The sequence below is a fragment of the Streptomyces sp. NPDC050674 genome (assembly GCF_040654575.1).
In the GTDB taxonomy this organism is placed as follows: Bacteria; Actinomycetota; Actinomycetes; order Streptomycetales; family Streptomycetaceae; genus Streptomyces.
In genome coordinates, this window is record NZ_JBFAIG010000001.1 from 526,948 (window position 1) to 551,928 (window position 24,981).

At 72.3% G+C, this 24,981-nt stretch carries 23 protein-coding genes; 9 read left to right on the forward strand and 14 right to left on the reverse strand.

The window, feature by feature from the left end:
• Positions 1 to 27 precede the first annotated feature (27 nt).
• Positions 28 to 576, forward strand: a complete 549-nt coding sequence (locus tag AB0I06_RS02205; RefSeq protein ID WP_363116805.1) for a putative glycolipid-binding domain-containing protein — start codon at positions 28 to 30, stop codon at positions 574 to 576.
• Here AB0I06_RS02205 and AB0I06_RS02210 read toward each other — a convergent pair.
• Positions 573 to 2,213 carry an ABC-F family ATP-binding cassette domain-containing protein gene (locus AB0I06_RS02210; RefSeq protein ID WP_363116806.1) on the reverse strand — a complete coding sequence of 547 codons (1,641 nt, stop codon included), beginning with the start codon at positions 2,211 to 2,213 and terminating at the stop codon, positions 573 to 575. The genes AB0I06_RS02205 and AB0I06_RS02210 overlap by 4 nt on opposite strands.
• Positions 2,214 to 2,241: 28 nt before the next feature.
• Complete coding sequence (locus AB0I06_RS02215; RefSeq protein WP_363116807.1) at positions 2,242 to 3,261, reverse strand: oxidoreductase; 1,020 nt, start codon at positions 3,259 to 3,261, stop codon at positions 2,242 to 2,244.
• Between the two features lie 66 nt (positions 3,262 to 3,327).
• On the opposite strand from AB0I06_RS02215, the gene AB0I06_RS02220 reads away from it, so the two are divergent.
• Positions 3,328 to 4,278, forward strand: a complete 951-nt coding sequence (locus AB0I06_RS02220; protein WP_363116808.1) for an FAD-dependent oxidoreductase — start codon at positions 3,328 to 3,330, stop codon at positions 4,276 to 4,278.
• Between the two features lie 72 nt (positions 4,279 to 4,350).
• On the opposite strand, the gene AB0I06_RS02225 is transcribed toward AB0I06_RS02220, so the two are convergent.
• Together AB0I06_RS02225 and AB0I06_RS02230 are read right to left on the reverse strand one after the other, a co-directional pair.
• On the reverse strand, positions 4,351 to 6,075 hold the full coding sequence (locus AB0I06_RS02225; protein WP_363116809.1) for a BCCT family transporter: 1,725 nt from the start codon (positions 6,073 to 6,075) through the stop codon (positions 4,351 to 4,353).
• A gap of 227 nt (positions 6,076 to 6,302) precedes the next feature.
• Entirely contained in the window at positions 6,303 to 8,258 is a 1,956-nt protein-coding gene (locus tag AB0I06_RS02230) for a Xaa-Pro dipeptidyl-peptidase (RefSeq protein WP_363116810.1), read from the reverse strand.
• A 210-nt stretch (positions 8,259 to 8,468) separates the two neighbouring features.
• Here AB0I06_RS02230 and AB0I06_RS02235 point away from each other — a divergent pair, with 210 nt between their 5' ends.
• Complete coding sequence (locus AB0I06_RS02235) at positions 8,469 to 9,983, forward strand: M1 family metallopeptidase (protein ID WP_363116811.1); 1,515 nt, start codon at positions 8,469 to 8,471, stop codon at positions 9,981 to 9,983.
• Between the two features lie 159 nt (positions 9,984 to 10,142).
• Positions 10,143 to 11,084 carry an arginase family protein gene (locus tag AB0I06_RS02240; RefSeq protein WP_363116812.1) on the forward strand — a complete coding sequence of 314 codons (942 nt, stop codon included), beginning with the start codon at positions 10,143 to 10,145 and terminating at the stop codon, positions 11,082 to 11,084.
• A gap of 166 nt (positions 11,085 to 11,250) precedes the next feature.
• Here the strand turns inward: AB0I06_RS02240 and AB0I06_RS02245 are convergent, their stop codons facing one another.
• Positions 11,251 to 12,717 (reverse strand): amino acid permease, encoded by a 1,467-nt coding sequence (locus tag AB0I06_RS02245; RefSeq protein WP_363116813.1) that lies wholly within the window; start codon positions 12,715 to 12,717, stop codon positions 11,251 to 11,253.
• Positions 12,718 to 12,989: 272 nt separating this feature from the next.
• Here AB0I06_RS02245 and AB0I06_RS02250 point away from each other — a divergent pair, with 272 nt between their 5' ends.
• Complete coding sequence (locus AB0I06_RS02250) at positions 12,990 to 13,712, forward strand: MerR family transcriptional regulator (protein WP_363116814.1); 723 nt, start codon at positions 12,990 to 12,992, stop codon at positions 13,710 to 13,712.
• On the opposite strand, the gene AB0I06_RS02255 is transcribed toward AB0I06_RS02250, so the two are convergent.
• The 4 genes from AB0I06_RS02255 to AB0I06_RS02270 all read right to left on the reverse strand — a co-directional run bounded on the left by AB0I06_RS02255 (position 13,698) and on the right by AB0I06_RS02270 (position 18,785).
• Entirely contained in the window at positions 13,698 to 15,884 is a 2,187-nt protein-coding gene (locus AB0I06_RS02255; RefSeq protein WP_363116815.1) for a 3-hydroxyacyl-CoA dehydrogenase NAD-binding domain-containing protein, read from the reverse strand. The genes AB0I06_RS02250 and AB0I06_RS02255 overlap by 15 nt on opposite strands.
• A gap of 34 nt (positions 15,885 to 15,918) precedes the next feature.
• Entirely contained in the window at positions 15,919 to 17,133 is a 1,215-nt protein-coding gene (locus AB0I06_RS02260) for an acetyl-CoA C-acetyltransferase (protein WP_363116816.1), read from the reverse strand.
• Positions 17,134 to 17,144: 11 nt separating this feature from the next.
• A complete protein-coding gene (locus AB0I06_RS02265) occupies positions 17,145 to 18,290 on the reverse strand; it encodes a CaiB/BaiF CoA-transferase family protein (protein WP_363116817.1) in 1,146 nt (381 codons plus the stop codon).
• A gap of 108 nt (positions 18,291 to 18,398) precedes the next feature.
• On the reverse strand, positions 18,399 to 18,785 hold the full coding sequence (locus AB0I06_RS02270) for an MmcQ/YjbR family DNA-binding protein (RefSeq protein WP_363116818.1): 387 nt from the start codon (positions 18,783 to 18,785) through the stop codon (positions 18,399 to 18,401).
• A 91-nt stretch (positions 18,786 to 18,876) separates the two neighbouring features.
• On the opposite strand from AB0I06_RS02270, the gene AB0I06_RS02275 reads away from it, so the two are divergent.
• Positions 18,877 to 20,055 (forward strand): saccharopine dehydrogenase NADP-binding domain-containing protein, encoded by a 1,179-nt coding sequence (locus AB0I06_RS02275; RefSeq protein ID WP_363116819.1) that lies wholly within the window; start codon positions 18,877 to 18,879, stop codon positions 20,053 to 20,055.
• Between the two features lie 15 nt (positions 20,056 to 20,070).
• Here the strand turns inward: AB0I06_RS02275 and AB0I06_RS02280 are convergent, their stop codons facing one another.
• The gene (locus tag AB0I06_RS02280) at positions 20,071 to 20,217 is read right to left on the reverse strand and encodes a hypothetical protein (protein WP_363116820.1); all 147 of its coding nucleotides are present in this window, start codon (positions 20,215 to 20,217) and stop codon (positions 20,071 to 20,073) included.
• 179 nt (positions 20,218 to 20,396) lie between these two features.
• On the opposite strand from AB0I06_RS02280, the gene AB0I06_RS02285 reads away from it, so the two are divergent.
• Positions 20,397 to 20,591, forward strand: a complete 195-nt coding sequence (locus AB0I06_RS02285) for a hypothetical protein (RefSeq protein ID WP_363116821.1) — start codon at positions 20,397 to 20,399, stop codon at positions 20,589 to 20,591.
• Here AB0I06_RS02285 and AB0I06_RS02290 read toward each other — a convergent pair.
• Positions 20,579 to 21,271, reverse strand: a complete 693-nt coding sequence (locus AB0I06_RS02290) for an endonuclease V (RefSeq protein ID WP_363116822.1) — start codon at positions 21,269 to 21,271, stop codon at positions 20,579 to 20,581. The genes AB0I06_RS02285 and AB0I06_RS02290 overlap by 13 nt on opposite strands.
• A gap of 61 nt (positions 21,272 to 21,332) precedes the next feature.
• On the opposite strand from AB0I06_RS02290, the gene AB0I06_RS02295 reads away from it, so the two are divergent.
• Positions 21,333 to 21,626: a YciI family protein gene (locus tag AB0I06_RS02295; protein WP_363116823.1), complete on the forward strand. Its 294-nt coding sequence runs from the start codon at positions 21,333 to 21,335 to the stop codon at positions 21,624 to 21,626.
• A 10-nt stretch (positions 21,627 to 21,636) separates the two neighbouring features.
• Here AB0I06_RS02295 and AB0I06_RS02300 read toward each other — a convergent pair whose 3' ends face one another.
• Both AB0I06_RS02300 and AB0I06_RS02305 read right to left on the reverse strand, forming a co-directional pair.
• Complete coding sequence (locus AB0I06_RS02300) at positions 21,637 to 21,960, reverse strand: plasmid stabilization protein (protein WP_363116824.1); 324 nt, start codon at positions 21,958 to 21,960, stop codon at positions 21,637 to 21,639.
• 70 nt (positions 21,961 to 22,030) lie between these two features.
• Entirely contained in the window at positions 22,031 to 23,077 is a 1,047-nt protein-coding gene (locus tag AB0I06_RS02305; RefSeq protein ID WP_363116825.1) for an oxidoreductase, read from the reverse strand.
• 306 nt (positions 23,078 to 23,383) lie between these two features.
• On the opposite strand from AB0I06_RS02305, the gene AB0I06_RS02310 reads away from it, so the two are divergent.
• Complete coding sequence (locus tag AB0I06_RS02310; RefSeq protein ID WP_031135075.1) at positions 23,384 to 23,800, forward strand: SsgA family sporulation/cell division regulator; 417 nt, start codon at positions 23,384 to 23,386, stop codon at positions 23,798 to 23,800.
• Between the two features lies 1 nt (position 23,801).
• Here the strand turns inward: AB0I06_RS02310 and AB0I06_RS02315 are convergent, their stop codons facing one another.
• Positions 23,802 to 24,632 carry an isocitrate lyase/phosphoenolpyruvate mutase family protein gene (locus tag AB0I06_RS02315; protein WP_363116826.1) on the reverse strand — a complete coding sequence of 277 codons (831 nt, stop codon included), beginning with the start codon at positions 24,630 to 24,632 and terminating at the stop codon, positions 23,802 to 23,804.
• Positions 24,633 to 24,981 lie beyond the last annotated feature (349 nt).

The following is a 24,981-nucleotide window of genomic DNA, read 5'->3' on the forward strand; positions in this document are numbered from 1 at the left end:
ACGCCCCTTCGGGCCTACAGTGAGGGTATGTCCGCCATCACCTGGGAAGTGTGTGCCGGCCGGGGGTTCGAGACCGTCTGGCCCGAGCGCGGGGAAGGCGTGTTGCGGGCCCGCGGACGAGCCGTCGGGACCGAACCCGAGCCGTACTGGGTCACGTACGAACTCGACACGGCCGACGGGTTCGTGACCCGTCGGCTGCGGGTGACGACCGAGACCGGGGCCGGGACCCGCACCCTCGACCTGCGGCACGACGGCCACGGCCGGTGGGCCGCGGACGGCGAGCCGCTGCCCGCGGTCGACGGAGCGCTCGACTGCGATCTCGGGCTGTGCCCGCTCACCAACACCATGCCGGTGCTCCGGCACGGGCTGCACCGGACGCCCGGTGAGCGGGACTTCCTGATGGCCTGGGTGTCGGTGCCGGACCTGACGGTGCGGCCGTCGCTGCAGACGTACACGCATCTGCGGCCCGGACACGTCCGCTACTCCTCCGGCGACTTCCGCAGCGACCTGGAGTTCGACGAGGACGGGTACGTCCTCGACTACCCGCGCCTGGCCTCGCGCCTGACGGGCCGTTAGCGCTCGGTCACCTTGCCGTCCGCCACCTCCAGGCGGCGGGTGACGTGCACGGCGTCGAGCATGCGGCGGTCGTGGGTGACCAGCAGCAGGGTGCCCTCGTAGGCGTCGAGGGCCGACTCCAGCTGCTCGATGGCGGGCAGGTCGAGGTGGTTGGTCGGCTCGTCGAGGACCAGCAGGTTGACGCCCCGGCCCTGGAGCAGCGCCAGGGCGGCCCGGGTGCGCTCGCCCGGGGAGAGGCTCCCCGCGGGGCGCAGGACGTGGTCTCTCTTGAGGCCGAACTTGGCCAGCAGGGTACGGATCTCGACCGGTTCGGTGTCCGGGACGGCGGTGCGGAAGGCGTCGAGCAGGGGCTCCTCGCCGTGGAACAGCTCGCGGGCCTGGTCGACCTCGCCGAGCAGGACGCCGGAGCCGAGCGTGGCGTGCCCGGCGTCCAGCGGGACACGGCCGAGGAGGGCGGCGAGCAGGGTGGACTTCCCGGCGCCGTTCGCGCCCGTCACGGCCACCCGGTCCGCCCAGTCGATCTGGAGGGACACCGGGCCGAGGACGAAGCCGCCGCGGCGCACCTCGGCGTCCCGCAGGGTCGCGACGACGGCACCCGAGCGCGGGGCCGACGCGATCTCCATGCGCAGTTCCCACTCCTTGCGGGGCTCCTCCACGACGTCCAGGCGCTCGATCATGCGCTGGGTCTGGCGGGCCTTCGCCGCCTGCTTCTCGCTGGCCTCGCTGCGGAACTTGCGGCCGATCTTGTCGTTGTCGTTGTTCGCCTTGCGGCGCGCGTTCTTCACGCCCTTGTCCATCCAGGAGCGCTGCATCTGCGCGCGGTCCTGGAGGGCCGCCTTCTTGTCGGCGTACTCCTCGAAATCGTCGCGGGCGTGCCGGCGGGCGACCTCGCGTTCCTCCAGGTAGGCCTCGTAGCCGCCGCCGAAGAGGTTGATCTGCCGCTGGGCGAGGTCGAGTTCGAGGACCTTGGTGACGGTGCGGGTGAGGAACTCGCGGTCGTGGCTGACGACCACCGTCCCGGCGCGCAGACCGCCGACGAAGCGTTCGAGGCGCTCCAGGCCGTCCAGGTCGAGGTCGTTGGTCGGCTCGTCGAGGAGGAAGACGTCGTAGCGGGACAGCAGCAGGGAGGCGAGTCCGGCGCGAGCCGCCTGGCCGCCGGACAGGGACGTCATCGGCTGGTCCAGGTCGACCGCGAGGCCGAGGGAGTCGGCGACCTCCTCGGCGCGCTCGTCGAGGTCGGCGCCACCCAGGCCGAGCCAGCGCTCAAGGGCGGTGGCGTAGGCGTCGTCGGCACCGGGCGCCGCGTCGACCAGGGCCTGGGTCGCCTCGTCCATGGCCCGCTGGGCCTCGGCGACGCCGGTGCGGCGGGCGAGGAACTCCCGCACGGTCTCGCCGGGGCGGCGGTCCGGCTCCTGCGGGAGGTGGCCGACGGTGGCGGTCGGCGGGGACAGGCGCAGTTCGCCCTGCTCGGGTGCGGTCAGTCCGGCGAGCATCCTGAGCAGGGTGGACTTGCCGGCGCCGTTGGCGCCGACCAGACCGATCACGTCGCCGGGCGCGACGACGAGGTCGAGGCCGGTGAACAGGGAGCGGTCGCCGTGGCCGGCGGCGAGGTTCTTGGCGACGAGGGTGGCAGTCATCAGAGCGCCGATCCTAACGGCGGGCCGCTCAGTGGTGCACGGCCGTCACCAGGACGCTTCCGGAGGTGCGTGCCACGATGAACGACCGGCCCCTGACCGCTTTCGGGTCGAGGGCGACGCGGTGGCGGCCCGCTTCGAGGACGCCGTCGAAGATCTCACGGGTGTGGGGCCGGGAGAGCCGGTCGAGGCGGTAGGCGGTGAGGGTGACGCGGCAGGCGGAGGTGACCTCGACGTCGGCTCCTTCGCCGGTGGCGGCGAGGCCGGTGAGGCGGCGCTGTTCGACGGGGCTGCGGTCGAGGGCGTGTTCGATCTGGGCGACGAGGAGCGGCACGATCGGGGCGAGGCCGTCGACGTGGGCGACCGGGACCCCGGCGTGTGCGAAGGCACGGCGGACGGCGGCACGTTCCTGCTCGGTCGCCGCGTGGCCGAGGACGACGGCGCCGTAGCCGCGCAGTTCGTCGGGAGGGACACCGTGGGCGTCGTGGGCGATGTCGGCGCCCACGCCGATGGTGCGCAGGGCCGCGGCCAGTCTGGCGAGGACGGCGACGCGGGCGCCGATCAGCAGGACGCGGCGGGGGCCGGGCACGCGGCCCTCGAGCAGGGCGTTCAGCGCCGTCCGGTACTCGGCGCCGCGGAAGCGGAACGGGCCGATGCCGTGATAGCCGTTGAGCTCCAGGTCGGCGTGTTCGTCGGTCTGCCAGGCGAAGTCCCGCCAGATGAAGTCCTCGCCGTCGCCGCGGATGACCGCGGTGACGGCGCCGCAGGCCAGGTCCTCGCACTCCGGGCAGCCGTAGACGACGTACCGGCCGCCGGGTAACGGGGCAGCGCTCTCCAGGAGCAGGCTGCGCACCTGTGCGGTGAAGATCGCGGGTGGGACGTCGGAGGCGAGCGGGGAGACCGCGTCGAGGTCGGAGAGCTGGAACAGCAGGGGGCGTCCGTCGACGATGAAGTCCACGAAGTCCCGGTGAACCTGGTAACCGCCGTCGTTGAGGACTCCCCCGGCCCGCATCGCGGGTGCCAGGCCGAAGGTCGCGTACTCGGCACACATGCTGTGAGTATCCCCACACTGCGGGTGATGTGAGCACGGCATGGCGCATTCCGCTACGGTCCGGGCATGGTGAGCGAGTCGAGTGGCGAAGTCGTGGTGGTCGGCGGCGGAGTGGTGGGGCTGACGACCGCACTGGTTCTCGCGGAGCGGGGCCGTCGGGTGCGGGTGTGGACGCGGGACCCCGTGGAGGCGACCACCTCGGTCGTCGCGGGGGCCCTGTGGTGGCCGTACCGGATCGAGCCGGTCGCGACGGCGCGTGTGTGGGCGCTGCGGTCGCTGGAGGTGTACGAGAAGCTCGCGGCGCGAGCCGGGCACACGGGCGTACGCATGGTCGAAGGGGTACAGGGCGAAACCCCGCTCGACGAGGCCGAGGGGTGGCTGGCGGGCCGGGTGCCGGGGCTGCGGGCGGCCACGGCCCGGGAGTACGCGGGCACGGGCGTCGTGGCACGGCTGCCGCTCATCGACATGCCGGCTCACCTGCCGTGGCTGCGGGAGCGGTTCCTTGCGGCGGGCGGCGTGATCGAGACGCGTACGGTGTCCGCCTTCGCGGAGGTGGACGCGCCGGTCGTGGTCAACTGCACCGGGCTCGCCGCGCGGGAGCTCGTGCCGGACCCCTCCGTACGGCCGGTGCGCGGGCAGCTGGTCGTCGTGCAGAACCCGGGGATCGACACCTGGCTGGTCTCCACCGACGCGGCGGGCGAGCACACGTACATGTTCCCGCAGCCGGGCGGGCTCGTCCTCGGCGGCACCTCCGAGGAGGACGTCTGGTCACTGGAGCCCGACCCGGCGACGGCCGAGGCGATCGTGCGCCGCTGCGCCGCCCTGCGGCCCGAGATCGAGGGGGCCCGGGTGCTGGCGCACCGGGTCGGGCTGCGGCCCACCCGGCCGTCGGTCCGGCTGGAGCGCGAGACCCTGCCGGACGGCCGGCCGCTGGTGCACAACTACGGCCACGGCGGCGCGGGTGTCACCGTGGCCTGGGGGTGCGCGCACGAGGCGGCCCGGCTGGTCGCCGGCTGAGGACGTTCGCCGCCGTCCGCACAGCGAGGGCGGCCCGGGTCACGCACCCCGGGCCGCCCGCCACCGTTGCGGTCAGTGCTTGCCGATCGGGTCTCCCTCGACGTCCGGGCCGCGGCCCGGACCGACGCGGAACTCGAACTCCCCGTCGTACTTCTTGTGGCCTTCCATCACGGCCATCTCCACGGCCTCGGAGCCCATCTGCTCACGCACGATGACCGGGTCGCGGCGGAGGTCGCGCATGAGGGCGACGCACATGAAGATCATCACGATCACGAACGGCGCCGCCGCGAGGATCGTGAGGTTCTGCAGACCGGTCAGCGCGTCGCCCTGGCCGCTGCCGACGAGCAGCATGATCGCGGCCACCGCGCCGGTGACCACGCCCCAGAACACCACCACGAAGCGGCCCGGTTCGAGGGCGCCCTTCTGCGACAGGGTGCCCATGACGATCGAGGCAGCGTCGGCGCCCGAGACGAAGAAGATGCCGACGAGGACCATCACGAGCAGGCTCGTGACGGTGGCGATGGGGAACTGCTGGAGCACGCCGAAGAGCTGGCCCTCCGGAGTGGCTTCCTTGGCGAGCTGCCCCTGTTCCTGCATCTTCATCGCGGAGCCGCCGAAGATCGCGAACCAGATCAGGCTGACCGTGCTGGGCACGAGGATCACACCGCCGACGAACTGGCGGATCGTGCGGCCCCGGCTGATGCGGGCGATGAACATGCCGACGAACGGCGTCCAGGAGATCCACCACGCCCAGTAGAAGACCGTCCAGCTGCCCAGCCAGTCGGCGACGCCCTCGCCGCCGCTGGCCTCGGTCCGGCCGGCCAGCTGGGGCAGGTCGCCGAGGTAGGCGAAGACGGACGTGGGCAGCAGGTCGAGGACGATGATGGTCGGGCCCGCCACGAAGACGAACAGGGCGAGGATCAGCGCCAGCACCATGTTGGTGTTGGACAGCCACTGGATGCCCTTCTCCACACCGGAGATCGCGGACGCGACGAAGGCCAGGGTCAGCACCGCGATGATCGTGACGAGCAGCCCGGTGCTCACCTTGTCCATCCACTTCAGCTCCTGCACACCGGAGCCGATCTGGAGCGCGCCGAGCCCCAGGGAGGCGGCGGAGCCGAAGACGGTCGCGATGATCGCGAGGACGTCGATGGCCCGGCCGATGCCGCCGTTGGCGTTCTTCTTGCCGATCAGCGGGGTGAAGACGGCGCTGATGGTCTGCCGGCGCCGCCTGCGGAAGGTGCTGTAGGCGATGGCCAGGCCCACCACGGCGTAGATCGCCCAGGGGTGCAGCGTCCAGTGGAACAGCGTGGTGGCCATGGCCGTCTCCATGCGTTCGCCGGAGTCGGCCGGGTTCGAGCCCGGCGGGGGCGTGCCGTAGTGCGACAGCGGCTCGCTCACGCCGTAGAACATCAGGCCGATGCCCATGCCCGCGCTGAACATCATCGCGACCCAGGACACCGTGCGGAACTCGGGCTCCTCGCCCTCCGCGCCCAGGTGGATACGGCCGTAGCGGCTGATGGCGAGCCACAGGGCGAAGACGACGAAGCCGGAGGCGGCGAGCATGAACGCCCAGCCGCCGTTGTGCATCAGCCCGCCGAGCAAGGTGGTGGAGACGTCTTCGAGCGAGTCGGTCGCCGCCGCGCCCCAGACCACGAAGGCGAGGGTGAGCACCGCCGTGACGCCGAAGACGATGCGGTCGGTCTGCGGCCGGTCCTGACCGGGCAGGCCCGCTTCCGACCCCGGCAGCGCGGCTCCCTCCGGGGAGTCCTTGTCGCTTGGTCGTTCTTGCGTCACAGGCGGCACCTTTCATGGGACAGCGGGGGAGGCGGTGGACCTCCGTAAAACGCTGCTACCACGTGTGGCGGAATTTCACCCCTCTCAACATGCGGTTTCGGGTGAACCTCCGGTCACGTGGTTACCCGGCCCGGTCGTCGAGCGGCAGCGGCATGCCGCCCGGGCCGGTGCGGCGATCAGCAAGGCCGTGAGGGCCGCGGCGGTCGGGATCGGGGCGCCGGCGCGGGTCACCGGGTCTCTCCCGGGACGCGGTGCGTGGTGCGCGGCTCCCGTACGCCGTCCAGGTAGGTGGCGTCGGGGCCGGGGGACGCGGCATGCGGGGTGGCGCGCGCGAAGGCGGTGGCCCCGCCGACGAACGGGACGCGCGCCGAGGTGCGGGCCAGGTCGAGCGTGAGCGTGGGCTTGTCGGCGGGAGGCTCGATCAGGCCCTGGTCGGTGCCGGCGACGATCAGCGCCAGGCGGTGCCCCGCGGGGACCACGTGGTCGGTGGCCGCGAGGTCGACGGTGATGGTGTACCGCTTGCCCGGGGTGAGCGGGCCGCCCCGGTGACCGGAGGCGTGGTTGCCGAGGTCGGCCCAGCCGCGGCTGACGACCGTGTGCTCGACATCGGCGGTCTTGGCCTTCGTCTCCTTGAAGCAGGAGCTGTCCGCCGGGGTGCTCGCGCCCCAGCAGGTGCGGTTCGTGAGGGTGGTGATGCCTTCGCCGGTGTCGCCGTAGTCGCGGACGGTGGCGGGGCCGACGTCCACGAGGACGGCTGAGAGGTGGGCCGTGGGGGTGCTGGGGGTCGCGGTGACCGTGACCTCGGAGGAGCCGGACAGGCGCAGGTCGCGCGTGAGCGGCCCGGTGACGAACCCGGCCTTCTCCGGTGTCGGCGCGTCGATCCGCGCGGCCCAGTCGGTCTCGCTCAGCTTCGGGTCGTCGGTGAAGGTCTCGGTGCCGTGGCCGCGGTGCAGCCCGAGGGTGCCGACTCCGGCCTGGGTGCCACGGCCGGGGCGCAGGGTGGCAGCCCGGGTGCCGCTCGGCGGCCAGGTCCGGGAGGTCTCCCACCGGTCGGGCGCGCGCTCGATGTCGGCCATGGGCTCACGGTCGATGCCGTTGTCGATGCCCATGAGTTCGTGGTCGAACCAGCGGTGCAGCGTCTCGACCCAGGCGCCGCGCCGGAAGTCGAAGGGATCGACGTGGCCGGTCTGCGACAGCCAGATCTTGCGCTCGACGCCGTTCTTCGCGAGGGCGTCCCACCACGGGCCGACGTGCTTCATGCGGACGTTGAGGTCCTGCATGCCGTGGACGAGGAACACGCTGGCCTTCACCTTGCGCGCGGCCTTCACGTAGTCGCGCTCGCTCCACAGCGGGGTCCAGTCGCCGGTGCGCGGGGCGCCGTCGACGAGCTTCTGCTGGACGGCACCGCACTTGGCGCGGGCGTCGGGGCTGTCGACGTAGTCCGACAGCCACTCGGGGCCGGAGTCGTAGAGGGGCGCTCCCTGCTGGAAGTAGTAGTCGTACCAGGAGGAGATGGCGCTGATCGGGACGATGGTCTTCAGGCCCTTGACGCCGGTCGCGGCGACGCCGTTGGCGATGGTGCCGTCCCAGCTCTTGCCGATCATGCCGGTGCGGCCGTTGGTCCAGCCTGCCTCGGCACGGGTCGTGCCGGTACGGGTCGTGTAGGCCTTGGCGCGGCCGTTCAGCCAGTCGACGACGGCCTTCGCGGACTGGATGTCGGAACGCCCGCCGACGTCGACACAGCCGTCGGACCGATTGGTTCCGGCCAGGTCCACGCCGACGAAGGCATAGCCGCGCGGGACGAAGTAGTTGTCGTAGAAGAGCGGCATCCGGGCCACACGGCCCTGCGCGTCGTAGGTCTTCTTCTGGCTCTCGTTGCCGCGCCCGCAGCAGGAGTAGTACGGGCTGGCGTCCATGATGACGGGCACCTTGCGGCCCTGCCGGGCGGTTTCGCGGGGGCGGACGATGTCGACGGCGACCCGGTCGGTCCTGCCGTCGCGGTCACCGTCCAGTCCCGTGTCCACCCAGACGGCCTCGCGGATGGCGTTCTCGTAGGAGTGGACGGGTTCGCTCCCGCGCGGTGCGGCCTGCGCGGTGGCCGGGGTGAGCAGGGTGGCCATGAGGGCGGCCGTGGCCGCCGTCGCGAGCGGTCTCCAGGTCGTGAAGCGCGTGCGTTTCGGCATGGGCCGGACGGTACATCGGTGAACTCCCGTCCAGAAGGGGGCATCTGACGGACCGGCGTGTCCCGGGGAGCCGTCGCTACGGGTGTTCCATGTCGGCCGAATGGCGATCGTGTGACAGCGGGGGCCATGGACATGATCAGGGGCACAGGGAGTGAATAGGCTCCGCACAGATTCCACAAGACCTCGGGACCCTACGACTTGGAGCCTTGCGTGCACCGCAGAATCATCGCGCCGGGAGCCCTGGCAGCGGCCTCTCTCCTGCTGGCGATCCCGGCATCGGCCGCTCCCCGCTCCCCCGGCGCGCCGGGCATCGGCGATCCCTATTACCCGGCCTACGGCAACGGCGGATACGACGTCTCCCACTACGACCTGCGGCTGAAGTACCAGCCGTCCAGCGACGAACTGGAGGGCACCGCGACCCTGCTGGCCCGCGCCAAGCAGGACCTGACGAGCTTCAGCCTGGACTTCCTGCTGGACGTCGACGAGGTGCGCGTCAACGGGGCCAAGGCGTCGTTCCGGACCTCGGGCGAGCAGGAGCTGGAGATCACGCCGAAGACGCCGTTGGCCAAGGGCGCGCCCGTCACGGTGGTCGTGCGCTACCGCGGGGTGCCGTCGTCGAAGCAGGCGTTCGGCTTCACCAGCTGGCACCGCACCCCCGACGGAGGCGTCGCGGCGAACGAGCCCGAGGCGGCGGCGTGGTGGTTCCCGAGCAACGACCATCCGCTGGACAAGGCGACCTACGACGTGTCCGTGCTGGTCCCGGACGGCACCCAGGCCATCTCCAACGGCACGCTGCGGTCGACGAGTTCGAAGCTCGGCTGGACGCGCTGGAACTGGAGGTCCGACAAGCCCCAGGCCACGTACCTCGCCACGCTCGCGGTCGGGAAGTTCGACATCACGACGGGCACGACCGAGAGCGGCGTCCCGGTCCTCAACGCCTACAGCGAGGATCTGGGCGCCGATGCCGGGGCGGCGCGGGCGAGCGTCGAACGGACCGGGGAGATCGCGGACTGGCTGGCCGGGTACTTCGGTCCGTACCCGTACGACGCGCTCGGCGGATACGTGCCGAACACGAACACCGGATACGCGCTGGAGACCCAGACCCGGCCGTTCTACAGCCCGCGGCAGTTCGCGAACGGGTCGAACGTGTCGGTCGTCGTCCATGAGCTGGCCCACCAGTGGTACGGCGACGCGGTGTCGCTCAAGGGCTGGAAGGACATCTGGATCAACGAGGGCTTCGCACGGTACGCGCAGTGGCTGTGGTCGGAGCACGAGGGCGAGGGCACGGCTCAGGAACTCGCCGACTACGTGTACGCCTCGCATCCCGCCGACGATCCGTTCTGGACGGTCAAGCCCGGGGATCCCGGCCCCGACCACCAGTTCGACATCGCGGTCTACGACCGGGGCGCGCTGGCCGTCCAGGCGTTGCGCAACGCGATCGGCGACGAGGCGTTCTTCGCGATCCTGAAGGGCTGGCCCGCGAAGTACGCCCACGGCAACGCGTCGGTGGCGGACTTCCAGCGGTACGCGGAGGAGGTCTCGGGCAAGCCCCTGGCCGCGCTCTTCGACACATGGCTGTTCCAGCCGTCGAAGCCGGCGGCGCCCGCGGCCCGGGCCGCGGCGGTCGCCGAGGCGGGCAAGGGCGTGGCGCAGCCCAGGTCGTGGAAGAGGATCGCGGCGACCAACGGGGTGCACGGGCACGGCGACCACGAGCACAGCCACTGACCGACCGGGCCGGGCGGGCCGACCGGGGATCTTCGATCGCCGGGGGGGCAGCGGCCGGCAGGGTCTCTGCCCCCGCCCCGCCCCGTCCCTACGCCCGATCGCCCGCCCGATCGCCCGCGCGAGCGCGCCACCCGCTGGTCCTCGCACTACCGTGGGTCCGTGTGCCGGACGCGTCGGTCCGGCGGCGTTGTCGGGCTGACCTGGGAGCCGGACGTGCGGAAGCTGGCGATCGTCGAGGCACCGTCCGTCCTCGGACTGCGCCCTACGGGGGTCGAGGAACTGCCGGCGGCGCTCCTCGGGGCCGGGCTGGCCGAAGGGCTCGGGGCGTGGCACGCGGGGCGGGTGGAGCCGCCGCCGTACGACCCGGAACGGGACCCGGCGACTGGCCTGCTGAACGCGGGCGGCATCGCCGCGTACTCCGTGGCGCTGGCCGACGCCGTGGGCGAGGTCCTCGGCCGGGGCCGGTTTCCCGTCGTGCTCGGCGGCGATTGCAGCGTGCTGCTCGGCCCCCTGCTGGCCCTGCGCCGTCGCGACCGGCACGGTCTGCTCTTCCTCGACGGGCACAGCGACTTCTACCAGCCGGCGGCGGAACCGGCCGGCGAGGTGGCCTCGATGGAACTCGCCCTGGCCACCGGGCGCGGCCCACGCGTGCTGGCCGATCTGGAGGGCCGGGGTCCCCTCGTGAGGGACGAGGACGTCGTCGCCCTGGGATTCCGGGACGCCGAGGAGTCCGCGGCGTACGGGATGCAGCCGCTGCCGTCCGCGCTGCACGCGATGGAGCTGGACATGGTGCGCGCCCTGGGGGCGGCCGAGGCGGCCCGGCGCGCCGTGCGGCTGCTGGACGGGGACCGGGCGGGCGTCGGGTACTGGGTGCATCTCGACGTCGACGTGCTGGACGACGCGCTCATGCCCGCCGTCGACTACCGGCAGCCGGACGGTCTGACCTGGCAGGAGCTGGAGAGTGTGCTGCGCACGGCGCTGGCCGGCGACGGTGCCGCCGGTCTCACCGTCGCGATCTTCAACCCCCGGCTGGACCCGGACGGCTCCCTCGCGCGGGACCTCGCCGGCTGTCTGGTGCGGGCCTTCGACAGCGAGGGCTGAGCCGATGGCCGGGCCGGGGTCACCGCGCGTGGTCGTACACCGTCACCCGTATCCCCGATGACCTTGACGCCCTGCACCGGCGGAACGGTGGCGTCACCCCGGGGATGCGTGATCCCCGACATGACGCCACCGTGGACGCGGCCCCTGACAACGGCCCCGGCCGGCCTTACTTCGTCAGCCGCGACAGCTCCTGGTCCGCGGTCTGCGAGACCCTGCGGCGCACGCCGAACCAGCCGGCCACCAGCATGAGGGCGATCAGCGGGATCAGCAGCAGGGTCTTGCGGCCGACCTCGGGGTCGTTCCACATCATGCCGAGGCAGGCCAGCAGGAAGACGACCGTGGTGATCTCCGTGACCGGGCTGAAGGGGAGACGGAAGGACGGGCGGGTCAGGAGGCCCGCCTTGGCCCGGCGGACGAACACCAGGTGGCAGATCATGATGATCACCCAGGTGCTGATGATGCCCAGGGAGGCCACGTTCAGCACGATCTCGAAGGCCTGCGCCGGCACGAGGAAGTTCAGGCCGACGCCGAGCACGCACACCCCGCACGTCAGCAGGATGCCGCCGTAGGGCACCTGGCTGCGGTTCATGCGGGCGGTGAACTTCGGGGCGGAGCCCGCCATCGCCATGGAGCGCAGGATGCGGCCCGTGGAGTACAGGCCGGAGTTCAGGGAGGACATGGCGGCCGTCAGGACGACCAGGTTCATCACGTCGCCCGCGGCCGGGACGCCGATCTTCGACAGCACCGTGACGAACGGGCTCTGGTCGGCCGAGTAGACCGACCCCGGCAGCAGCAGGGCCAGCAGGACGACCGAGCCGACGTAGAAGAGGCCGACGCGCCACATGATGGAGTTCACCGCGCGCGGGACGACCTTCTCCGGCTCGGCGGTCTCGCCGGCGGCGACGCCGACCAGCTCCAGCGCGGCGTAGGCGAAGATCACGCCCTGCATCACCAGGACCACGGGCATCATGCCGTGCGGGAAGACGCCGCCGTTGTCGGTGATGACGCTCATGCCGGGCGTCTGGCCGCCCACCTCGTGCTGGGTGGCGAGCAGGAAGATGCCGATGAGCATGAAGCCGACCAGCGTCGCGACCTTGATGATCGCGAACCAGAACTCCATCTCGCCGAAGTACTTCACCGAGATCAGGTTCACGGCCAGCACCACCGCGAGGGCGACCAGCGCGAGCACCCACTGCGGGATGTCGGTGAACATGCTCCAGTAGTGCGTGTAGAGCGCGATCGCGGTGATGTCGGCGATGCCGGTGGTCGACCAGTTCAGGAAGTACATCCAGCCGGCGACGTACGCGCCCTTCTCACCGAGGAACTCGCGCGCGTACGACACGAAGGAACCCGACGAGGGGCGGTAGAGCACGAGCTCACCGAGGGCCCGGACCACGAAGAAGGCGAAGATGCCGCAGACCAGGTAGGCGATGGCCAGCGCCGGGCCCGCGTTGTGCAGGCGCCCGCCCGCACCCAGGAAGAGTCCGGTGCCGATCGCGCCTCCGATGGCGATCATGTTGACGTGGCGGGCCTTGAGGTCCTTGCTGTAGCCGGCGTCGCCCGCGTCCGCGGGCGCTGCGGCCGCATCGGTACGCGGCGTGGCCGCAGCCGTGTTCACGGCGTCCTTGCTCACGGGTGGTTCCACTCTCTGGATCGCCCCGGACATCGTGGGTCCGGGGTCCGTACAGTGCGCTGGCCCGCACCACCCTTGTGACGCGGCACAGACCAAGGCAGCACCTTCCCACACGGATCCCGGCCCATACGGTGGCCCACGTCACAGAGCGTCACTTCTCACAAGGTCCACCGCCGCCGTGCACAGCGGCCACGACCCGTTCACCGCACAGCCACACGGAGGTGGTGCGGGTGCGGTGTCACAGCACTGGTGAGACAGCGATACTGCTGCACATGACGACCGACACCGAGGAGCCGACCCTCACGATCGACGAGCTGGCCGCCCGAGCCGGTGTCACGGTGCGCACGGTCCGCTTCTACGGCACGAAGGGGCTGCTGCCCCCGCCGGCGCTCGGTCCGCGACGGGTGGGGCACTACGGCCGCGGGCATCTGGCCCGGCTGGCCCTGATCGAGGAGTTGCGGCAGCAGGGCATGACGCTGGCCGGCATCGAGCGCTACCTGCGGCAGCTGCCGCCGGACCTGAGCGCGCACGACCTCGCCATCCACCGGGCCGTGGTGGCGTCCTGGGCGCCGGAGTCCGTCGAGACGGTCACGCGCGCGGAGCTGGAGCGGCGGGCCGGACGGCCGCTGGGCGAGGAGGACGTCGAGCGGCTCGTCGCCATGGGCGTGGTCCGGCCCGCGGACGGCGGGTACGAGGCCGACCTGGGTCTGCTGCGGCTCGGCGCCGGGCTGCTGGACGTGCCGCTGTCGCAGGAGGCGATCTTCGCGGCGCGCAAGGTCCTCATCGAGCACACGCGCGCCGCGGCCCGGGAGCTGTCCCAGCTCTTCCGCGGTGAGGTGGCGGAGCGTGACGCGCGGGACGTGCGGTCCCTGTCGGCGCACATGCACCCGCTGGTGGTGCAGGCGCTCCTCACCGCCTTTCAGCGGTCGCTGAAGGAAGAGCTGGGCGAGTGGCTCACCGGGCCTTCGGGCTCCGGCGGGTCAGACGCGGGGTGAGTCGCCGAACCGCTCCCCCTTGTCCGCCTTCTCCACCAGCAGCGCGGGCGGGGCGAAGCGCTCCCCGTACCGCTCGGCGAGTTCCCGGGCGCGGGCCACGAAGCCGGGCAGGCCGCCCTCGTAGCCGTTGATGTACTGGAGCACACCGCCGGTCCAGCCGGGGAAGCCGATGCCGAAGATCGAGCCGATGTTGGCGTCGGCGACGGAGGTCAGCACGCCCTCCTGAAGCAGCCGGACGGTGTCCAGCGCCTCGGAGAACAGCATCCGCTCCTGCATGTCCCGGAACGGGATGCGGTACCCCGGCTTCGTGTAGTGCTCGCGCAGTCCCGGCCAGAGGCCGGTGCGCTTTCCGTCGTCGCCGTAGTCGTAGAAGCCGGCGCCGCCGCTGCGGCCGGTGCGGCCGAACTCGTCGACCATGCGGTCGATGACGGCCTCGGCAGGGTGGGCCGTCCAGGTGCCGCCGGCCTCCTCGACCGCGCGCTTGGACTCGGCCCGGATCTTGCGGGGCAGGGTCAGCGTCAGTTCGTCCATCAGGGACAGCACCTTGGCCGGGTAGCCCGCCTGGGCCGCGGCCTGTTCGACCGACGCGGGCTCGATGCCCTCGCCCACCATTGCGACGCCCTCGTTGATGAAGTGGCCGATGACGCGCGAGGTGAAGAAGCCGCGCGAGTCGTTGACGACGATCGGCGTCTTGTTGATCTGCCGGACCAGGTCGAAGGCGCGGGCGAGGGCGTCCTCGCCGGTGCGCTCGCCCTTGATGATCTCGACGAGCGGCATCTTGTCGACCGGCGAGAAGAAGTGCAGGCCGATGAAGTCGCCCTGGCGCTCCACGCCTTCGGCGAGCGCGGTGATGGGCAGGGTGGAGGTGTTGGAGCACAGCAGCGCGTCGGGCTCGACGACGTGCTGGATCTCCTGGAACACCTTGTGCTTGAGGGAGGTGTCCTCGAAGACGGCCTCGATGACGGCGTCGCAGCCGGCCAGGTCCTGGACCTCGGCGGTGGGGGTGATGCGGGCGAGCAGCGCGTCGGCCTTCTCCTGGGTCGTACGCCCCTTGGCGACGGCCTTGGCGCACAGCTTCTCGGAGTAGCCCCTGCCCTTGAGGGCCGCCTCCAGGGACACGTCCTTGAGGACGACCTCGATGCCGGCGCGGGCGCAGGAGTAGGCGATGCCGGCACCCATCATCCCGGCGCCGAGCACGGCGACCTTGCGGACCTGGCGGGGCTCGATGCCCTTCGGGCGGTTGGCGCCGGAGTTGACGGCCTGGAGGTCGAAGAAGAATGCCTGGATCATGTTCTTCGAGGTCTGGCCGGCGGCCAGTTCGACGAAGTAGCGGGCCTCGATGACCTGGGCGGTCTCGAAGTCGACCTGGGAGCCCTCGACGGCGGCGGCCAGGATGTTGCGCGGCGCCGGGTAGGGGGCGCCGCCTGTCTGCTTGCGCAGGCTGGCGGGGAAGGCCGGGAGGTTCGCGGCGAACTTGGGGTTGGCCGGTGTGCCGCCCGGGATGCGGTAGCCGGGCCTGTCCCAGGGCTGCCGCGACTCGGGGTTGGCGTCGATGAAGGCGCGTGCCTTGGCGAGCATGTCCTCGTGGCTGTCGGCGACCTCGTCGACGAGGCCGTTGTCCAGGGCGCGGCGCGGGCTGTACTGGGTGCCCTGGAGGAGGACCTTGAGCAGGGCGTCGGCGATGCCCAGCAGGCGGACGGTGCGGACGACGCCGCCGCCTCCGGGCAGCAGGCCGAGGGTGACCTCGGGGCAGCCGATCTTCGAGCCGGGCGCGTCCAGGGCGACGCGGTGGTGGCAGGCCAGGGCGATCTCGTAACCGCCGCCCAGGGCAGCGCCGTTGAGGGCGGCGACGACGGGCTTGCCGAGGGTCTCGATGCGGCGCAGGTTCCGCTTGATGGCCATGCCGCCGTCGAACAGCTCCTGGGCCGTCTCGGTCGTGACGCGGATGAGGTCGCGCAGGTCGCCGCCGGCGAAGAAGGTCTTCTTGGCGGAGGTGATGATGACGCCCCGGATGGAGTCCTTCTCGGCCTCCAGCCGGTCGGCGACGGCGGCGAGGGAGTCGCGGAACGCCTGGTTCATGGTGTTCGCGGACTGGTTCGGGTCGTCGATGACCAGGGTGACGAGGCCGGTGCGGTCCTGTTCCCAGCGGATGGTGGTGGGCTCAGTGCTCATGTGGAGGTGCTCCGTGTGATCCGTCGGGAGGGGGTCAGATGCGCTCGACGATGGTGGCGACGCCCATGCCGCCGCCGACGCACAGCGTGGCGAGGCCGTAGCGCTTGTCCTGGCGCTCCAGTTCGTCGACGAGGGTGCCGAGGATCATCGCGCCGGTGGCGCCGAGGGGGTGGCCGAGCGCGATCGCGCCGCCGTTGACGTTGACCTTGTCCAGGGACAGGCCCATGTCCTTGACGAAGCGCAGCACGACCGCCGCGAACGCCTCGTTGATCTCGACGAGGTCGATGTCGTCGATGGTCAGCCCGGCCTTGGCGAGGGCCTTGCGGGTGGCCGGGGCGGGGCCGGTGAGCATGATGGTCGGCTCGGAGCCGGAGACGGCGGCGGAGACGATGCGCGCGCGGGGGGTGAGGCCGTAGCGCTCGCCGACGTCCCTGGAGCCGATCGCGACGAGCGAGGCGCCGTCCACGATGCCGGAGGAGTTGCCCGCGTGGTGGACGTGGTCGATCTTCTCGACCCAGTGGTACTGCTGGAGCGCCACGGCGTCGAAGCCGCCGAGTTCGCCGATGTCCGCGAAGGACGGCTTGAGTTTGGCAAGAGAGTCGGCGGTGGTGCCGGGGCGGGGGAACTCGTCGTGGTCGAGGACGACGAGCCCGCTGCGGTCCTTCACGGGGACGACGGACCTCTCGAAGCGGCCGTCCTTCATGGCGGTGGCGGCCCGCTCCTGGGAGAGCGCCGCGTACTCGTCGACGTCGCGCCGGGAGAAGCCCTCGATGGTGGCGATGAGGTCGGCGCCGATGCCCTGCGGAACGAAGTTGACCTGGAGGTTGGTCATCGGGTCGTTGAACCAGGCGCCGCCGTCGGAGGCCATCGGCACGCGGGACATCGACTCGACGCCACCGGCCAGGACGAGGTCCTCCCAGCCCGAACGGACCTTCGCGGCGGCCAGGTTGACGGCCTCCAGACCCGAGGCACAGAAGCGGTTCTCCTGCACGCCCGCGACGGTGTCGGGCAGCCCGGCGGCGATGGCCGCGATGCGCGCGATGTCGGAGCCCTGGTCGCCGACCGGGCCGACGACGCCGAGGACGATGTCGTCGACGGCGGCCGGGTCGAGGTCCGGGAAGCGGGCGCGGATCTCGTGGATGAGTCCGACCACCAGGTCGATGGGCTTGGTGCCGTGCAGGGCGCCACTGGCCTTGCCGCGCCCGCGCGGGGTGCGGATCGCGTCGTACACGTACGCTTCGGTGCTCACGAGGAGGCCTTTCACTGAGGGTTTCGGGACGACGGGAGCAGCCCGGGGACGTCCCAGTCCCGGGCGACCTCCGCCGTGTCGGCACCCGGCCGGGCCGGGCCGCTGCGGACGGTGGTCGGGGTCGCGGAGAAGCGGGGGGCGGGGGCTGGCTGGGTGATGCCGCCGTGGTCGGTGAAGGTGCCGCGGGCGGCCAGGTGCGGGTGGTGCGGGGCCTCGCGCAGTGACAGCACGGGGGCCACGCACGCGTCGGTGCCGTCGAAGACGGCCGTCCACTCGTCCCGGGTACGGCTCTTGAAGCGGGCGGCGACCTCTTCGCGCAGGGCGTCCCAGCGGGTGACGTCCTTGCGGGCCCCGGCCCGGTCGCCGAGGCCGAGGAGGGCGAGGAACTCCGCGTAGAACTGTGGCTCCAGGGCGCCGACGGCCATGTGGCGGCCGTCGGCCGTCTCGTACGTGCCGTAGTAGGGGCAGCCGCCGTCCAGGAGGTTCGCGCCGCGGCGGTCCTGCCAGCCGCCCGCGGCGAGCATGCCGTGGATCATCGTGGCGAGATGGGCGGTGCCGTCGACGATGGCCGCGTCGACGACCTGGCCGGTGCCGGTCGCGCGCGCGTGGTGGAGGGCGGCGAGGACGCCGACGACCAGGTAGAGGGAGCCGCCCGCGTAGTCGCCGAGCAGATTGGCCGGCACGGCGGGCGGCCGGTCCGGGTCGCCGATCATGCCGAGGATGCCGGTGGGGGCGATGTACGCGATGTCGTGCCCGGCGCGCCGGGCGAGCGGGCCGTCCTGACCCCAGCCGGTCATCCGGCCGTAGACGAGCCGCGGATTGCGGGCGTGGCAGGCCTCGGGGCCGACGCCCAGGCGCTCCGCGACGCCGGGGCGGTAGCCCTCGACCAGGACGTCGGCGCGGGCCACGAGGCCGAGCACCCGCTCCGGGCCGTCCGGGTCCTTCAGGTCGACGACCACCGAGCGCTTGTTGCGGTTGGTGACGTCGCAGGCGGGGTCGATCGCGAGCCCGGGGCCGCCCGGACGGTCCACCCGTACGACGTCGGCGCCGAGGTCGGCCAGGAGCATGGCGGCGAACGGGCCGGGCCCGATGCCGGCCAGCTCGACGACCCGCACACCGGCGAGCGGGCCGTGCCCTGGCGTCCTTGCCGTGGTCATCCAGCCCCCAGTGCTGTGACACAACTGATGTAACACCAGTGATGCTAAGAACGTGTTCCACTCCGCACAAGCCTGAACGAGCAAGCGCTTGGCAATCTGCCGTACGGGTCAACTCGCGTCCAGTTCCGCCGTGAGCCGCTTCGGCGCGATCACCCGGTAGCTCTCCTCCACCCAGTCGCACAGCAGCTCCGCCGCCGGGGCGCCCTGCTCCTCCAGCGGAATGCTCACCCAGCCCGCCTTGCCCAGTCCGTAGCCGGCGGGCTCGGCTCCGGGGCAGGCCAGCGCGTGCGCGTGGGCCGTCTCGTCGGTGAGCTTCACCGTCACTCCCAGGGGGTAACTGCCGTCGCCGACGCCGACGCCGAGGAAGACGAACACCTTCTTGTTGACCTTCGCGACGGACTCGCCCCACGGGAACTCCTCGACGGCGCCCGGCAGTCCCAGCGCGAACGCGCGCACCTTCTCCCGCTTCTTCAGGGCATATCTGGGCACGGCCATCGCGTTCCTCCGGGCTCGTCGTCGGGCTCCGCACCCCTCACGCTAGCCTCGGCCACCGACAGCGGCACGGGCTGCGCGACCAAGGGGTGTCATGAGCAGGCAAAGCAGGACGGACCGTCCGTACGACATCGTGCTCTTCGGAGCCACGAGTTTCGCCGGTGTGCTCACCGCCGAGTACCTCGCCGCGCACGCGCCCGAGGGGCTGCGCTGGGCGATCGCCGGCCGCAGCGCCGAGAAGCTGGAGCGCCTGCGCGAGCGGCTGCCCGCCGACGCGGAGATCGGTGTGCTGCGGGCGGACGTCTCCGACGCGGCCTCGCTGCGCGCCCTGGCGGAGCAGACGCGCGTGGTGGCCACGACGGTCGGCCCGTACGTGACGTACGGCGAGGAACTCGTCGCCGCCTGCGCGGACGCCGGGACCGACTACCTGGACCTGTGCGGCGAGCCCGAGTTCGTGGACCTGATGTACGTCCGGCACGACGCGCGGGCGCGGGAGACCGGGGCCCGGCTGGTGCACGCCGCCGGGTTCGACTCGATCCCGCACGACCTGGGCGTGTACTTCACCGTCCAGCAGTTGCCCGAGGACGTGCCGCTGACCGTAGAGGGCTTCGTCACCGCGGACGCGGCCTTCTCCGGCGGCACCTTCGCCTCCGCGCTGGGCCAGTTCGCGCGGCAGCGGGAGATGGCGGCTGCCGCGCGGGACCGGCGGCGGCACGAACCGCGGCTGGTCGGCCGGCGGGTGTCGGCGCCGCTGGGCGGTCCGCGGTTCGCCAAGGAGGTCGGCGCCTGGGCGCTGCCCATGCCGACCATCGACCCGCAGATCGTGCGGCGCTCGGCATCGGCGCTCGACCGGTACGGGCCCGACTTCCGCTACCGGCAGTACGCGGCCGTCCGGCACCTGCCCGTCGCGGTGGGCGGGGTCGCGGCCGTCGGCGCGCTGGTCGCGGCGGCCCAGGTGCCGCCGGCGCGCCGCTGGTTGTCGGACCGGCTCAAGCCCGGTGACGGGCCCAGCCCCGAGAAGCGGGCGAAGAGCTGGTTCTCCGTGCGCTTCGTGGGCGAGGGCGGCGGCAGACGGGTGTGCACGGAGGTCTCCGGCGGGGACCCGGGCTACGACGAGACGGCCAAGATGCTGGCCGAGTCGGCACTGTGCCTGGCCCTCGACGACCTTCCGAAGACGGCGGGTCAGGTCACCACGGCCGTGGCGATGGGCGACGCCCTGATCGGCCGGCTGCGCGCGGCGGGCATCCGCTTCCGCGTTGCGTCGGCCCGCTGATAGCCCGTCGGGGGCCTACAGCGGCCACTCGGCGATGGTGTAGATCATCCCGGCTATCCAGCCGAGTCCCGCCAGCACGGCGAGGATCAGCCCTAGGGTGACGGCCCGCTCGACGCTCTGGGTCGGGCCGGCGACAGGCTTGGGGGCGCGGTGCGTTGTCATGCGCCCCAGCCTGTCGGCCCGGCCACCGCCGGGCATCCGTACGGGTACTCAGGGCCGGTACTCAGATTCGCTCGCCCCGCCGGCCCGCGCCTGTTCCCCCCGCTTGAGACTTTCGGCGTTCCCTCCACGGTGAAGGCTCGGAAAGTCCCAACAAGGAGTTCAATGAAACCCTTGAAGGCATGAGATTCCTTCTGGAAGTTTCCCTGGATGACGCGGCGTTGACGAAGGACCCGGCGGGCGAGCTGGGCCGGATCCTCAGGTACTGGGCCGGCAATCTGCGCCACTACGAACTCGCCCCCGGGGACGAAGCGGCGATCTACGACTCGGAGTACCGCGAGGTGGGCCGCTGGCGGGTGGAGGGTCAGGCCGAGTAGGTGTCCCGCAGCGCCTCGCGGCACAGCGCGTCCGCCCTGCGGGTGGTCTCCGGAAGACGGTAGGCGGGGGTCAGCGCGAGGGTGTGCGCGCAGGCCTGGTCAAGTGTCACCCGGTGGCCCACGGAGACGAAGACCGGCTTGACGCCGTCTCTGGTGCGCAGGGCGCGGCCGACCTCCTCGGCCCCGGCGAGCAGCGGCGCGCTGCTGCCGCGCGGGGTGTCCGGGTCGTCGTAGGAGAAGGTGAACGGGTTCTTCGCGACGCCGATGGTGGGCAGGCCGGTCAGGACGCCGAGGTGGCTGGCCAGGCCGAAGCGGCGGGGGTGGGCGAGGCCGTAGCCGTCGCAGACGACCAGGCCGGGCGGGCGGGGCAGGGCCTCCAGGGCGGCGAGGACCGTGGGGATCTCACGGAAGGCGAGCAGCCCCGGCACGTAGGGAAAGGAGATCCGGCCCACCGCGGTGGCCTCCGCGACCACGTCGAGGCTCGACGCGTCCAGCACCACCGCCGCGGCCGCGACGACGTCCCGTTCGTCGTCGTACGCGACGTCGACCCCCGTCACATGTCCCGTGCCGGGCGGCGGCCCGGGTTCGTCGAGGATCACGCGTGCGCGCAGTGCGTCCTGGACGGCGCGGGCCTGTTCCTCGGTGGTGGGCCAGTCCTCGGGGATGTGTACGGTCGTCATGGTGCCCAGAGCCTACGGCCGCCCGGCGGCCTGACGGGGGCCCGGGGGTACGCTGCCGATCATGTTCGTGCTGGAACTGACCTACACCGCCCCGCTGGAAGCCGTCGACGCCGTGCTGGAGGAGCACGTGGCCTGGCTCGACGAGCAGTACCGGCAGGGACTCTTCCTCGCGTCCGGACGCAAGAACCCCCGCGACGGCGGGGTGATCATCGCCGTCGCGGGGGACCGCGCGCGGATCGAGGCGATCACCGCACAGGACCCGTTCGTCCTCGCGGGCGTGTGCGCGTACCGCGTCACCGAGTTCACGGCGACGAAGACCGCGCCCGCGCTGGAGGCCTACCGGGAGAGCCTGTGAGGCGTCCGCCTCACTTGCCCAGGGCGCTCTGCAACTGGCTCTTGTTCATGCTGGAGCGGCCCTCGACGCCCTTGCGCCTGGCCTCCTGGTAGAGCTGGTCGTAGGTCGGGCCCTGCGAGCCCTGCCCCGACCGCTGACCGCCCCGCTTGCCGGAGGACATGTCCTTGGTGGAGGTGCGGCTGGCGGTCTTGGACTCACCGGAGCGGGCGCGTTCCTTGTTCACCGTCCGGGCGGCGATCTCCTTGGCGCGGCCGGTGCTTTCGCCCCGGTCCTTCGCGCTCTCCTTGATGTGCTCGTACTGACGCTCCCGCTTGGAGCTCGAACCGCGTGGCATTCTCGCTCACTTCCTTTCACGATCAGTGAACGAGTACCCACCCTGCCAACGATCACGGCATGCCGCATGCTCAGTGCTCCAGGCGGGCAACCCGGCCCTTCTCTCCGGCGGCCCAGCACCCGTGATCCGGGGTGCAGTCGACCGTGTCGTAGGAGCCGGTGTCGACGGTCCGCCAGGTGCGGCCGGCGTCCGTGGTGAGGTCGGTGCCGGTCGGGCCGACGGCCAGGGCGGCGGTGCGGCTGTGCGGGAGCCAGGCGACGCCTGAGCGGTAGGCGGGCGGGGCGGTGGCGGCCGGGCGCCAGGTGCGGCCGCCGTCGGAGGTGCGCGCCGCGGCTCTCGGTGAGGGCTGGTCGGGGCGGTAGTCGCCCCCCACGGCGAGGCCTCGGGCCCGGTCGCGGAAGGCGAGCGCGAACACGCCGCGGGCCGGGTCGCCGGCCGGCAGGGGTGTGTCGGCCGCCGTCCAGGTGAGGCCCCGGTCGGCGGAGTGCAGCACCCGTGCGCGTGCCGCCCCGCCGGTGGCGAGCCAGACGTCCTTCGACCCGGACGTCACCAGGCACTGGCCGCTCGCCGCGAATCCGGCCTCTCCCTCCTGTGCGGCCGGCATGCCCCGGTCCGGCAGCACCTTCCAGGTCCGGCCGCCGTCGCCGGTCGACAGGATGCGGAACCTGCCGTCCACCGGGTCGCTCATCGCGAGGCCGTGGCGGTGGTCGAAGAAGGCCATGCAGTCGTAGAAGGCCTTCGGGTCGGTGTTGCGGAAGGACTCCGTCCAGGTGGCTCCGCCGTCGTCGGTGCGGTAGACGCGGGAGGCCTCTCCCTCGCCGATGGCCAGGACCACGGCCCGGCGCCCGTCGAACGCCTCGACGTCCCGGAACTGCAACTCCCCCGCGCCGGGCGGAGAGACGTTCCGCCAGTTCGCCCCGCCGTCGGTGGTGCGCAGCACGGTGCCGCCGGTCCCGGCGACCCAGGCGGTGTTCCGGCCGACCGCCGCGAGGCCCCGAAAACGGGCCTGTGGAGCGCCGGTGTCCTTGAGCTCCCAGTGCGGCGCCCGGTGCTGCGGCTGGTGCGCCTGCGCCGGTACGGCGGTCAGGGCCGCCAGCGCCGCCACGCAGGCCGCCATCGCGGTCGCCCTGCCCCGAGTTCGTCCCGTCCGTCGCGTGCTCCCCATGCGCCTCATGGCCGGGGAAGCTAGCCCACCGCCCGGATGCCGTCCAGATGGCCTCCCGGCGGTCCGGGTGAGGGCCGGGAGGCACCACAAGTGCCCTTCTGGGCACGGGAGGAGAGTCACGTCACTCGGGTGCATGAACGCGGTGACAGAGGTCACTCGCAATTCGTGTGCACGGAATGGCTGATTCCGTCGTCTCTTCCAGTGCCCGGCCTCACCCGCCCGGAAGTGTCCGTCCAGCCGTCACAAGGGAGCAAGGCGTTGTCCATCGTCATCGAGCAGCCCGTGGAGGCCCGCCTCGTCGCCGCCGCGCCGCGTATGCCGAGCATTCCCGCGACGCTGCACTACGACCGGCGTGATCCCTTCGCCGTCCGCATGACCTTCCCCGCCCCGGCCACGCTGGAGGGCGTCGAGGTCTGCTGGACCTTCTCCCGCGAACTGCTCGCCGCGGGCCAGAAGAACGCCGAGGGCCACGGCGACGTGCGCGTGCGGCCCTACGGCTACGACCGCACCGTCCTGGAGTTCCACGCCCCCGAGGGCACGGCCGTCGTGCACGTCCGGTCGAGCGAGATCCGCAGGTTCCTGGAGGCGACGAGCGAACTCGTGCCGGTCGGTCTGGAGCATCTCCAGCTGGATCTGGACCACGGTCTCGCCGAGCTGATGCGCGACGCGTGCTGAGCTAACGGGCGCGGTCGAGGAGGGCGTTGACCTCGCCGTAGCCGAGCGCGTCGGTCAGTGCCCCGTAGGTCCCCCGGTCCAGCAGCTCCCGCGCGGCCCGGCGGACCAGGGCGTGGGCGGCCTGGGCGATGCCCGAGCCGACGCTGATCCGGGCGACGCCCAGGGCGGCCAGTTCGGCGACCGAGGGTGCGCCGGGTCCGGCCATGACGTTCAGCGGTCCGTCGACGCCTTCCACGAGTTCCTTCACGGTCCCCGGGTCGACGGCCCCGGGGACGAAGATCCCGTCGGCGCCCGCGGCGCGGAAGGCCGCCGCCCGCTCCAGGGTGAGGTCCACTCCCCCGGCGCCGCCGAGGTAGGTGTCGATCCGGGCGTTGACGAACAGCGGCACGCCCGCCGCGTCGGCCGCCTCCCGGGCGGCGGCGATCCGCTCGGCCTGCTCGGCGACGTCCCGCAGCGGGCCACCGGGCCCGGCGTCGTGCGGCGTGTCCTCGATGTTCACGCCCACCGCTCCCGCGGCGAGGAAGGCCCGGACGGTCCCGGCGACGCCCTCGGCGTCCTCGGCGTAGCCGCCCTCGATGTCCGCGGCCACGGGGACGGTCACGGCGTCCGCGATCCGCGCGACGGCGGCGACGACCGCGTCGCGGCCTGCCCGCTCGCCGTCCGGCGCGCCGAGCGCCCAGACGAGCCCGGCACTGGTGGTGGCCACGGCGCCGGCGCCCGCGTCCTCGACGACCCGGGCGCTCACTGCGTCCCAGGCGTTCGGCAGGACCAGCGGGGTGCCGGGGAGGTGAAGGGCACGGAAGGCCGAGGCGAGGTCGCTCTGCTGGGTCATGCGGGCTACTGAAGCAGGGGCCGGGGCGGTGGGTCCGGCGGAAATCCGACGTGACGGTGGAACGGGCGGCGGGCCCGAGAGGGTCACGAGGCGGGACGGCGGGGCTGGGCGCGGTAGTCATGGAACCGGCGCCGGCCCGGGTGACACGACGCCCTCATCAGGCGGGGGCGGGCTGAACGTCCTGCCGTCGGCACCGGGCCGGGCTCAACGTCCCGCCCGCGGCACCGCGCCGGGCTCAACGTCCCGCCCCCGCCACCGCGCCGGGCTCAACGTCCCGCCCCCGCCACCGCGCCGGGCTCAACGTCCCGCCCCCGCCACCGCGCCGGGCTCAACGTCCCGCCCCCGCCAC